Below are 11,689 nucleotides of genomic sequence, written 5' to 3' on the forward strand. Positions count from 1 at the left end.
GGCGAAGCCTTGGGCGTCGGCGCCACCCTGCGCTTGCTGAACACCGACGGCCACCCGGTTGCCGAAACCGAGCGCTATGCCTCCAGCGTGCGCTTGCGCGACCTGTTCACCCTGGAAGAAACCCTCAAACGACTGCAACCGCCCACCTGGCCGGAAGAGGTATTCGGCAAAGTCGATCTGCCCCTGGCCAGCCGTGGCCGCGCGCTATTTAGCGAAAACTGTGCCTACTGCCACGCTCCCGACCCGAAAAAACCCGCAGACAGCTTTGCCCCCTCGCGCAACCCGGAATGGCGTATGCGCGTGGTACCGACCTCCATCGTCGGCACCGACCCGACCACCGCGGACAATATCGCCGACCACCGCTTCGATATCAGCAAGCTGGGGTGGACCAAGGCCGAGCTGAGCACGCTGGATGTGCGCCTGTTTGGCGCGACGCTGGACGCTATCGACATGCGCAGTATCTCCAGCGCCAAGGCCCTGGCCTATGTCACCGCCTATGTGGAAAACCGCGCCTACCAGGATGCCGGCATTTCCGCGCGTGAGCGCTGGCGCATGGACGGTTTCGGCCTGCCGATTGGCGTGCAGGAAAAACGCGGCTACAAGGCGCGCCCGCTGGATGGCATCTGGGCCACCCCGCCGTTTCTGCATAACGGTTCGGTGCCGACGCTGTTCCAGCTGCTGTCGCCAGTCTCGGAGCGGCAAACCCAGTTCTGGGTGGGCAACTTCGAGTTCAACCCCAAACAGGTTGGTTACCAGAGCGAAAAATTCACCGGCGGCTTCCACTTCGATACCCAGGTCACCGGCAATAGCAATCGTGGCCATGAATTTCGCGCCGGCTGCCGTGAGGACGGCGTAATCGGCCGCGCTCTGCAACCGGAAGAGCGCTGGGCGCTGATCGAATACCTCAAGGTCTTGGGCAACCCGGCGCTGGAGCAGCAACTGCAGCCTGTTGCCGCCAAAGAGTGGACGCCCGGCCCGTCTTGCCAGAACTGAAGCGCACGCGGCTTGTTATCGCACACCGAGAACAATTAAAAGGAATTGACCCCATGTTTAAACGATTCTGGCTCTGGCTCGGCCGCGTACTGGGCAAACTGCTGGTGCTCATGCTGGCGATCGGTATCGGCGGCTGGGCCATAGGAGCAGCCTATTACGGCTGGAAATTCTCCGGCCCGGTTGCCACGCAAGAACAGATCCCGGCCGATGAGGCCGCGCTGACCCAGGGCATCATCGAAGATGCCATCCGCGTGGTGGAACAGCACCGTGACAACACCCGCGTACTGCGCGATGCCCACGCCAAGGCGCACGGCTGCATAAAGGCCGAAGTCACCGTCAGCGCTGCTATCGATAGCAGCCTGCAACGCGGTGTATTCAGCGCGCCGGGCAAGACCTGGCAGGCCTGGATGCGCCTGTCCAACGGCAATGCCTACCCGCAATTCGACCGGGCTCGCGATGCCCGCGGCATGGCGATCAAACTGCTGGATGTACCCGGTGCAAAACTCAGCAAAAGTCCGCAGCACGCCACTGAGCAGGACTTTGTGATGTTCAACCACCCGACATTTTTTGTGCGCGACGTGGCCGAGTACAAAAGCAACTTCGCCGCCCAGGCCGATGGCAAAAAGGCCATGGCCTTCTTCCCCAGCTGGAATCCCAACACCTGGGAAATCCGCCACCTGATCATTGCGTTGAAGACCCTGTCCCCTGCCCCGGAAACGCCGCTGGCGACCACCTACAATTCCATCGCGCCGTTCAAACTGGGGGAGCACAACATCAAGTACCGGGTCATTCCTCAACCAGAAGCCTGCCCGGAATATCAGTTGCCTGAACAGAACCAGGATCTGCCGAACTTCCTGCGTAATGCGCTGTACCAGCAGCTGTCGCTGGACCGTGTACCCGCCTGCTTTGCCCTGCAAGTGCAGCGGCAGAACGCCGAGCACTACATGCCTATTGAAGACCCCAGCGTTGAGTGGAGCGAAACCATCTCGCCGTTCGAAACCATCGCCACCATCAAGGTACCGGCGCAGGATTTTGATAGCCGCGAGCAGAACCTGTTCTGCGACAACCTGTCGTTCAATCCCTGGCATGCGCTGCCCGAGCATCGCCCGATTGGCGGTATCAACCGCCTGCGCAAGGCAGTCTACGAGGCGGTCAGCATCTATCGGTTGGAGCGTAATCAGCCATAAAACTGTATCCAATTCTCAGCACTACTCGGTAAGCGGCGTTTGAGCTGGTAATATTCGCCCCCTTAGTTAGCGTGCTGACAGCCGCGTACCCGCAGAGAGAAATACCGTGGAACTGTTCAAAGAATTTATGTTTGAGGCCGCACACCTGCTGCCTCACGTCCCCGCCGGGCACAAATGCGGGCGCCTGCACGGCCACTCGTTCAAGGTGGCGGTGTATATCGAAGGCGAAGTCGACCCTTACACCGGCTGGATTCGCGACTTTTCCGAGATCAAGGCGATCTTCAAGCCGCTCTATGAGCAGCTTGACCATAACTACCTGAACGATATTCCCGGCCTGGAAAACCCCACCAGTGAAGTGCTGGCTAAATGGATCTGGCAGCAACTCAAGCCGCTGCTACCTGAGCTGTCGCGTATCCGCATCCACGAAACCTGTACCAGCGGCTGCGAATACCGCGGCGACTGATGGCTATGCTGGCCCGGCACAGCACAAACAGTGCCGGGTTATCAGGACGCCTTAGCCCTCCTCCAGGTCGACCCCGAACGCCCGCAAACGCTGCTTGAACTCTTCTTCGTCAATGTCCTTGACGCCAAGCTCACGCGCTCTGGTCAATTTCGAACCCGCACCCGGCCCGGCGACGACCACGCTGGTTTTGGCAGACACTGAGCCGGCCACCTTCGCCCCGAGCTTCTCCAATTCGGCCTTGGCCTTGTCACGACTGAATGACTCCAGGCTGCCGGTCAGCACCCAGGTCTGCCCAGCCAGCGGCAAACCCTCGATAACCTTTTTCTCGCTGTGCCAGTGCATGCCGAAGGCCTGCAACTGCGCTTCGATGGCCCGTGCACGCTCGGCATTGGCCGGCACCTCAAAAAACTCGCGCAGCGCCTTGGCTTGCTTCTCGGGCAGGGTCTGGCGCATATCCAGCCAGTCAGCCGCCAGCACAGCCTCCAGGCTGGCAAACTTGTCCGCCAGCTTCTGCGCACCACCAGGCCCCACAGACGGAATATTCAGCTTGTCGAGCATCCCGGCCAGGGTAGCGCTGGCACTGAATTCGGCACTCAGCTCGCCTTGCTCCTGCAATTGCAGGCCGCACTGATCGCTGGCCAGCAAGGCCGCAATCACCTGCTGGTTATGGCTGTCGGCAAAGAAGCTGTGAATCTCATGCGCCACTTCCAGGCCGATATCCGGCAGGTAGGTCAGCACCTCCGGCAGGGCCTGCTGCACCCGCTCCAGGGAGGCCAGCGCACGGGCCAGTACCTTGGCGGTTTCCTCGCCAACATCGGGTATGCCGAGGGCATAGATAAAGCGCGCCAGGCTGGGCTGCTTGCTGTCGGCAATGGCCTGCAACAGCTTGTTGCTGGAGACCTCGGCAAAGCCCTCCAGGTTGATGATCTGCTCATACTTCAACTGGTACAGATCGGCCGGCGAGGCAATCAGGTGCTCATCCACCAGTTGCTCGATGGTCTTGTCGCCCAGCCCGTCGATATCCATGGCACGCCGAGAGACAAAGTGGATGATCGCCTGCTTGAGCTGCGCAGCACAGGCCAAACGGCCGACGCAGCGGTACACCGAACCCTCGCTGAAGGTTTCCTTGCCCTTACTGCGCTTGACCAGTTGGGTGCGCTCGACCTGGGAGCCACACACCGGGCAGTTTGCGGGAATCTGCACCGGGCGGGCATCAGCTGGGCGGCGCTCAGGCACCACCTGCACCACCTGCGGGATCACGTCACCGGCACGGCGGATAATCACCGTATCGCCGATCATCAGCCCCAGGCGCGCCACTTCATCCATATTGTGCAACGTGGCATTGGACACCGTAACGCCCGCCACCTTGACCGGTTTCAAGCGCGCCACCGGAGTGACCGCACCGGTACGGCCAACCTGAAACTCCACATCCAGTAGCTCGGTCAGCTCTTCCAGCGCCGGGAACTTGTGGGCAATCGCCCAGCGCGGCTCGCGGGCGCGAAAACCCAGCTCACGCTGAGAGGCCAAATCGTTGACTTTGAACACCACGCCGTCGATTTCATACGCCAGCGACTCGCGTCGCTCACCAATATTGCGGTAATAGGCCAGGCATTCATCGGCGCCTTTGGCCAGTTTCAGCTCACGACTGATGGGAATACCCCAAGCCTTGAGCTGCTCAAGCATGCCGACCTGGGTGGTCGATAATTCGTCGCTGACTTGGCCGACACCGTAGCAGCAAAACTCCAGAGGTCGGCTGGCGGTAATTTTCGAATCCAGCTGACGCAAGCTGCCTGCGGCAGCGTTACGTGGGTTGGCAAAAATCTTGCCGCCCTGCTCCAGCTGCCGCGCATTCAGCGCCGCAAAACCGGCTTTGGCGATAAATACTTCACCACGCACCTCTAGTACGGCTGGCCAGCCCTCGCCCTGCAACTTGAGCGGTACATTACGAATGGTACGCACGTTGACGCTGATGTCCTCGCCGGTACTGCCGTCGCCGCGCGTCGCGCCGCGAACCAACAGACCATCGCGGTACAACAGACTGACAGCCAGGCCATCAAGCTTGGGTTCGCAGCTGTATTCAACCTCGGCGCCGCCACCAAACAGATCGCCCACCGGCAAGTCCAGCCCTTCGCGCACCCGGCGATCGAAATCCAGCAGGTCGGTTTCTTCAAAGGCATTGCCCAAACTAAGCATCGGCACTTCATGCTTGACCTCACCAAAGGCCGAAAGCGCCAGGCTGCCGACACGCTGGGTCGGTGAGTCGACCGCGACCAGCTCCGGGTATTCGACTTCCAGGGCTTTCAGCTCATGGAACAGGCGGTCATATTCGGCATCCGGAATACTCGGTTCATCGAGTACGTGATAGCGATAGTTATGCCCATCCAGTTCGGCACGCAGTTGCACAATGCGCTGGGCAGCAATCGAGGCGTCGGTCATTGCGATGTTCTCTCAAACGAAAAGAGCAGCCTTGGCTGCTCTTTCTACTTCATGGGTTAAATCAGCGTTTATTGGTCAGTTGCTTGCGCTCGTATTCGACGATGCGCTGGCGGTAGTGTTCGATAGTTTGCGCGGTCATCACGCTGCGCTGGTCATCCTTCAATTCGCCACCCAGTTCATGGGCCAGTTTGCGCGCCGCCGCCACCATCACATCGAAGGCCTGCTTGGGATGACGCGGGCCGGGCAAACCAAGGAAGAAACTCACGGCGCGGGTGCTGAAACCTTCGATATCGTCCAGATCAAAAGTGCCAGGCTTCAAGGCATTGGCCATGGAGAACAGCACCTCACCATTACCCGCCATGCTTTCGTGACGATGGAAGATATCCATCTCACCGAAGCGCAGGCCGCTTTCCAGAATATTCTGCAGCAGCGCCGGGCCTTTGAAGCCCTCTTCATCGCGGGCGATAACGTTGATCACCAGCACTTCTTCAACCGGTGGCAATTCCTTGCTGCTGTCCTTGGCCTGATTGGCGGGCTTGACCACCTCATCATCCACCGGGTTAAGCAGCGTCGGTACAGGTTCTTCCAGGCCCAGATTAAGGTCGCCCTGCTGCGGCTCACCGCTACGGCGGCGATTCAACTCACGAGCGCTTAACGACGGCAGGTCTTCTTCATCAAAAGCCGGCTCATGGCTGCGATCAATAACCCGCGGCGGGCTGAGCAGATCGGGATCACTGTCATCATCCGGCAGATTGGCAAAACTGCGGTCAAGTTTGAACTTGAGTTTGCCCTTGCCACCGCGCATCCGCCGCCAACCATCAAACAGGATGCCGGCAATCACAATAATGCCGATGACAATCAGCCACTCGCGCAGACCGAATTCCATGAAATACCTTAACCCCTAATAAAAATGTGATGAAAAAGGCCTTCCTGGGCCATTTTGCTAATTCTTTTACGCGACGCCAAGCCTATGTTCTGTCAAGCCTTTCCCTGACTTATAACGCCACGCCTAATAACAATGCGCATTAAGCTAGCACGACGAAAGATAACTTTACACCGCCCTGGCCATCATGATTCCACCAAGGCCAGTGCTTCCTCCACATCCACGGCCACCAATCGCGAACAACCGGGTTCGTGCATAGTGACGCCCATCAACTGATCGGCCATTTCCATGGCGATTTTATTGTGGGTGATATAGATAAATTGCACGGTTTCCGACATCTCTTTTACCAGCCGGGCATAACGCCCGACGTTGGCGTCATCCAGCGGCGCATCCACCTCATCGAGCATGCAGAACGGCGCTGGATTGAGCTTGAAGATGGCAAAAACCAGGGCCAAGGCCGTCAGCGCCTTTTCCCCACCGGACAATAAATGAATGGTGCTGTTCTTCTTGCCCGGTGGGCGCGCCATGATGGTGACGCCGGTATCCAGCAGGTCTTCACCGGTCAGCTCCAGATAGGCGTTGCCGCCGCCGAAGACTTTCGGGAACAGCGCCTGCAGACCGCCGTTGATCTGATCGAAGGTTTCCTTGAAGCGGTTGCGGGTTTCCTTGTCGATCTTGCGAATGACGTTTTCCAGGGTCTCCAGCGCTTCCACCAGGTCAGCGTTTTGCGCATCCAGATAACGCTTACGTTCAGACTGCTGCTGATATTCGTCAATCGCCGCCAGGTTGATCGGGCCCAGGCGCTGAATCCGTGCAGCCAGGCGCTCCAGCTCTTCTTCCCAGGCCTTCTCGCCGGCCTCTGCGGGTAAGGTCGCCAAGACGCCATGCAGGTCGTAATTGTCTTCCAGCAGCTGATCCTGCAGCGCCTTGCGCCGCACGCTCAGCGATTGCCAATCCATACGCTGCTGTTCCAGCTGGCCACGCAGCAACTGCGCCTGCTGCTCGGCCTGGGTACGGCGTTTTTCTGCATCACGCAACTCGCGGTCGGCGTCTTCCAGGGCCAGGCGCGCCAGCTTGAGTTCGTCTTCCACCACCATGCGCTTGTCGAGCTGTTCTTCGAGCTTTATGCGCAGCTCTTCCAGCGGCGCTTCGCCCTCCTCCAGATTCAGATTGAGCTGCTCGCGTTTCTCATGCAGGCGCTCGGCCTGCAATTCCAGGCGCTCCAGGGCCTGGCGGGTGGAGTCATGCTGGGCTTTCAGCGAGCCCAGGCGCACGGCCAACTGGTGGGCGTGGTCTTTATGTTGACGGGCTTCCTGGCGTACGCGGTCGAGGCGCTCACGCAGGCTGTCGCGGCGGGCCAGCAAGCCTTCACGCTGCTCGTTGTCGGTTGCCATGGCATCCAGGGCGTCCTGCAGTTGCAGACGCGACTCACCCAGTTGCTCGTGTTCGATTTCGCGCTGTTCGCCCAACTCCAGCAGCTCGCTGTCCAGGCGGCTGCGGCGTAGCATCAGTTGCTCGACCTTGGCTTGCCCGGCGGACAGCTGGGCCTTCAGCTCACCGAGGCGTCGCGCCTGATCCTGCGCCTGGCGGCGCTGCTGCTCGCGCTGTTCTTCCTGCGCGCGTTGGTTTTCGCGCAGATGGGTCAAGCGCTCATCCAGCACAGCCAGGGCCACCTCACGCTCGTCGCGCTCCAGGCTTAGCTGCTCGATCTCCTGGCCACGGGCCAGCACGCCGCTTTCCGCTTCGCTGGCGCGGCGCACGCGCAAAAAGTGCCGGCCGACCCAGTAGCCATCACGGCTGATCAGGCTTTCGCCTTCGGCCAGGCTGGCACGACCAGCCAGGGCATCGTCCAGCGAAGCCACCGGCCTGACCTTGGCCAGCCAGGGTGCCAGATCGACGTTGGCTTCAACCTTGTCCAGCAAACTGCCCGCCACCCGCGCGCCACCCTTGCTCGGGCTGGCCAGGCGCAGATCGCCCTGGGTCAGGCCGGCAAAATCCAGGCCTTGGAAATCGTCCAGCAACACGGCCTGTAAGTCGGCGCCCAGCACGGTTTCCAGCGCCAGTTCCCAGCCCGCTTCAACGCGCAGGCCTTCGGCCAGGCGCGGACGCTCACTCAGTTGCTGCTCGCGCAACCATTCACCAACACCTTTGCCCGGATCGAGCGCGGCCTGCTGCAGCGCTTCCAACGAAGCCAGGCGGCCATTTAGGCGCTGCAATTCACCTTGCGCCTGCTGCTGAGCCTGACCGCTGTGCTGCAGATCATTACGCAGCTGTTGCAGGCGTTCGGCCTGTTGCTCTTCTTCCAGCTGCAGGTCTTCCAGGCTGATTTCGCCAGCAGCGATCTGCTCGCTCAGTCCGATAATCGCCGCATCTTCCGGGTCGGCCGCCAGCTGCTGTAGCTCATCGGTAAGACGGCGCTGACGCTCGGCCAGGCGCTCCAGGCTCTGCTCCAACTGGGCGATGCGTGACTGCTGCACCTCGGCCTGACGCCGGGGCTCGGCGCTGCGCTGGTTGAAACTGTCCCACTGCTCCTGCCAGCCATGCATGGCCGTTTCGGACTCTTCCAAGCCGGCGGCGGACTCTTCGGCCGCCGCTGCCATCAGCTCCTGCTCGGGTTCGAGCATGGCCAGCTCTTCGCCCAGGGTCGCCAGCAACGTGCGGTCGTGGCCCAGATGCGATTCGGTTTCCAGACGCGCGCGTTCGGCTTCGTTGAGGTCATCCTGCAGCTGACGCAGGCGCTGCTGGCCGTGCTGGATGCTCTGCTCGATCCGCGCGATATCGCCGCCCACCGAATAGAAGCGGCCCTGCACCAGGTTGAAGCGCTCGCTCAGCTCGTGATGGCCATCGCGCAGGCGCTCGATGCTCGCATCGGCGTTGCGCTGCTCGGCGACCAGCGCCTCAAAGCTGACTTCCTGGTTGCTGATCACCGCCTCGCGGCTGCCCACCTGCTCATTCAGCGCCTGCCAGCGCAAGGCGGTGAGCTGGGCCTTGAGCTGCCGTTCTTCGGCCTTGTATTCCTGATACTTCTCCGCCGACTGGGCCTGACGGTGCAGGCGGTCGAGCTGGCGCTCCAGCTCTTCACGCAGATCGGTGAGGCGTGCCAGGTTTTCATGGGTGCGGCGGATGCGGTTCTCGGTCTCGCGGCGGCGCTCCTTGTACTTGGAGATGCCGGCGGCTTCTTCGATAAAGTTGCGCAGGTCTTCCGGCTTGGCTTCGATCAGCTTGCTGATCATGCCCTGCTCGATAATCGAATAGCTGCGCGGGCCCAAGCCGGTGCCAAGGAAGATATCGGTAATGTCGCGGCGCCGGCATTTGCTGCCGTTGAGGAAATAGCTGTTCTGGCTGTCGCGGGTGACCCGGCGGCGAATCGAGATTTCGTTATAGCCGGCGTATTCACCGGTCAGGGTGCCGTCGGAGTTGTCGAAGATCAGCTCGATAGAGGCCTGGGTCACCGGCTTGCGGGTATTGGAGCCGTTGAAGATGACGTCGGTCATCGACTCGCCACGCAGGTTCTTCGCCGAGCTCTCGCCCATCACCCAGCGTACGGCGTCGATAATGTTCGACTTGCCGCAGCCATTGGGCCCGACCACTGCCGCCATATTACTCGGGAAGGTCACCGTGGTCGGGTCAACGAATGACTTGAAACCGGCCAGTTTGATGCACTTAAGCCGCATAGACAGCCTTCCTTAAGCGTCGGCCAGTGCGGCCAGCACCAGCTGGCAATTGTGCTCGCCGTAACCCAGCAATACCTCGCGAATGGCCTGGTGGTCGCGGGCAATGATCGCCTGCAGCAATGCGGCAAAGGTATTGAGGAACTGACCCATTTCACTTTTGCGCCGTTCCAGCGCCAGGTGATAGGTACGGCTGATGGCCGGCAGCAGGTTCTCCACGGTTTCCTGCAGGTAGGGATTGTTGGAGAACGGGAAGCCGGCACGCATGATGTCGAAACTGCTTTCGACAAAGCCGTCGATATCTTCGCGCTGCAGGCTGTCCTGCAGGCGCTGCTGTATCACCAGGAACGGGCCGAGATCGGCCTCGACCTGCCAGCTGTCGGCCACCGCCTTGCCCAGCAGGATGTACAGCTCCATTACCAGGGCGTAGAGGCTCTTGACGTTGTGCGGCGTCAACTCGGCTACCTGAGCGCCGCGGCGTGGCGGAATCACGATCAGGTGCCGGCGCTCAAGAATCAGCAGTGCTTCACGCACCGAACCCCGGCTGACATTCAGCGCCTGGGTGACTTTCTGTTCCTGAATCCGCTCACACGCCTTCAACTCACCACGAATGATGCGTTCGGCAAGGTGATGGGCGATCTGCTCAGCGAGGCTATCCGGTGCCTTGAACGTCATGATGATCCTTAGGCTCTATTTGACCTATTGGAGGGGCTTAAAGCGGCTAAACCCGCGCCAGGCTTGGCCTGAGCGGTCGAGTGCCGGCGCGAGTGTAACACAGGGTGTTACCGGGCCAAGGCCACCTGCGCCCTGCTTTCAAACCAAAAGGTGGGCTACCAGGGGATAGGCAGCAACATGGATTGTCCTACAATCCAACCAACCCCCTACCCCATCGATAATAAGCACGGAGCCACCATGTTCGAACGCCTGCCCTCCAACTGGATGCTTGTGATTAAAAGCATCGGCTACTGGTTCTGGTTGATCCCTGTATTGGGCATCCCGCTGAGCTATTACTGGTCATTAAATAGCCAATTCGCCAACGCCTGGCCCTGGCTGGTGGTGCTGGTGGTGTTTGGGGTGATCCCGCTGCTGGATTTCATCATCGGCCGCGACCCCGCCAACCCCGACGAGGCGGTGCAGGTGCCGCAAATGGAGCAGCAGGGTTACTACCGTCTGCTTAGCCTGATCACCGTGCCGGCTTTGCTCGGTATGCTCGGCTGGTCTGGCTGGGTATTCGTCAACCATGAGGTCTGGAGCTGGGTCGGCCAGTTGGGCTGGGTGCTGTCTGTCGGCACGGTCACCGGCGCCATCGGCATCACCGTAGCCCATGAGTTTATCCATAAGGACCCGCAGCTGGAGCAGAACGCCGGCGGCTTGCTGCTGGCCGCCGTGTGCTACGGCGGCTTCAAGATCGAGCATGTACGCGGTCATCATGTGCACGTATCGACCCCGGAAGACGCCAGCTCCTCGCGCTACGGCCAGAGCCTGTATGCCTTTTTGCCGCACGCCTATGTGCACAACTTCCTCAATGCCTGGAAGCTTGAAGCCGAACGGCTGAAACGCAAGAACCTGCCCGCACTGCACTGGCGCAATGAGCTGATTGGCTGGTATGCGGTCAGCGCACTGTTTCTGCTCGGTTTCAGCCTGGCCTGCGGCTGGCTAGGCGCATTGTTCTTTATCGCGCAGTCGGTGGTCGCCTTTACCCTGCTGGAAATCGTCAACTACGTGGAGCACTACGGCCTGCACCGCCGCAAGCTGGACAATGGCCGCTATGAGCGCACCAATCCGAGCCACTCATGGAACAGCAACTTCCTCCTGACCAACCTGTTTCTCTTCCATCTACAGCGCCATTCCGACCACCACGCCTACGCCAAACGCCGCTACCAGGTGCTGCGCCATTTTGACGACAGCCCGCAACTGCCCAACGGTTATGCCGGGATGATCGTCCTGGCACTGTTCCCGCCGCTGTGGCGCGCGGTGATGGACCCACGGGTACGCGCCTATTACGCCGGTGAAGAGCATCAACTGACGGACTCGCAGCTAACCCACTCCTAAGCGC

Annotated in this window: 8 protein-coding genes; 4 read left to right on the forward strand and 4 right to left on the reverse strand. The window is 60.5% G+C overall.

The genetic code is table 11. The features are described from left to right. From WA145_RS10100 to queD, 3 genes are all read left to right on the forward strand, one after another. The coding region (locus WA145_RS10100; protein WP_422581454.1) for a di-heme-cytochrome C peroxidase at nucleotides 1–993 on the forward strand (993 nt) is incomplete at its 5' end. Between the two features lie 53 nt (nucleotides 994–1,046). Continuing rightward, a complete protein-coding gene (locus tag WA145_RS10105; protein ID WP_422581455.1) occupies nucleotides 1,047–2,180 on the forward strand; it encodes a catalase in 1,134 nt (377 codons plus the stop codon). Nucleotides 2,181–2,286: 106 nt separating this feature from the next. Next, nucleotides 2,287–2,643, forward strand: coding sequence for a 6-carboxytetrahydropterin synthase QueD (gene queD, locus WA145_RS10110; RefSeq protein WP_422581456.1), 357 nt, complete (start codon nucleotides 2,287–2,289; stop codon nucleotides 2,641–2,643). A gap of 51 nt (nucleotides 2,644–2,694) precedes the next feature. Here queD and ligA read toward each other — a convergent pair whose 3' ends face one another. The 4 genes from ligA to WA145_RS10130 form a co-directional block, all read right to left on the reverse strand. Next, a complete protein-coding gene (gene ligA / locus WA145_RS10115; RefSeq protein WP_422581457.1) occupies nucleotides 2,695–5,079 on the reverse strand; it encodes an NAD-dependent DNA ligase LigA in 2,385 nt (794 codons plus the stop codon). Nucleotides 5,080–5,140: 61 nt separating this feature from the next. Further along, entirely contained in the window at nucleotides 5,141–5,965 is an 825-nt protein-coding gene (zipA, locus tag WA145_RS10120) for a cell division protein ZipA (protein WP_422581458.1), read from the reverse strand. A gap of 182 nt (nucleotides 5,966–6,147) precedes the next feature. Continuing rightward, nucleotides 6,148–9,636 carry a chromosome segregation protein SMC gene (gene smc / locus WA145_RS10125; RefSeq protein ID WP_422581459.1) on the reverse strand — a complete coding sequence of 1,163 codons (3,489 nt, stop codon included), beginning with the start codon at nucleotides 9,634–9,636 and terminating at the stop codon, nucleotides 6,148–6,150. Between the two features lie 12 nt (nucleotides 9,637–9,648). Then, nucleotides 9,649–10,308 (reverse strand): GntR family transcriptional regulator, encoded by a 660-nt coding sequence (locus WA145_RS10130; RefSeq protein WP_422581460.1) that lies wholly within the window; start codon nucleotides 10,306–10,308, stop codon nucleotides 9,649–9,651. A gap of 237 nt (nucleotides 10,309–10,545) precedes the next feature. On the opposite strand from WA145_RS10130, the gene WA145_RS10135 reads away from it, so the two are divergent. Next, nucleotides 10,546–11,685, forward strand: a complete 1,140-nt coding sequence (locus WA145_RS10135; protein WP_422581461.1) for an alkane 1-monooxygenase — start codon at nucleotides 10,546–10,548, stop codon at nucleotides 11,683–11,685. Nucleotides 11,686–11,689: the final 4 nt, after the last annotated feature.

The sequence above is a fragment of the Pseudomonas sp. genome, assembly GCF_049301935.1.
GTDB lineage: Bacteria > Pseudomonadota > Gammaproteobacteria > Pseudomonadales > Pseudomonadaceae > Aquipseudomonas.

What these genes read in the sequence shown, in the direction of transcription:
- WA145_RS10105 (WP_422581455.1), top strand. Translation starts at nt 1,047, where the DNA reads ATGTTTAAACGATTCTGGCTCTGGCTCGGCCGCGTACTGGGCAAACTG.
- ligA (WP_422581457.1), bottom strand. Translation starts at nt 5,079, where the DNA reads ATGACCGACGCCTCGATTGCTGCCCAGCGCATTGTGCAACTGCGTGCC.
- zipA (WP_422581458.1), bottom strand. Translation starts at nt 5,965, where the DNA reads ATGGAATTCGGTCTGCGCGAGTGGCTGATTGTCATCGGCATTATTGTG.
- smc (WP_422581459.1), bottom strand. Translation starts at nt 9,636, where the DNA reads ATGCGGCTTAAGTGCATCAAACTGGCCGGTTTCAAGTCATTCGTTGAC.
- WA145_RS10130 (WP_422581460.1), bottom strand. Translation starts at nt 10,308, where the DNA reads ATGACGTTCAAGGCACCGGATAGCCTCGCTGAGCAGATCGCCCATCAC.
- WA145_RS10135 (WP_422581461.1), top strand. Translation starts at nt 10,546, where the DNA reads ATGTTCGAACGCCTGCCCTCCAACTGGATGCTTGTGATTAAAAGCATC.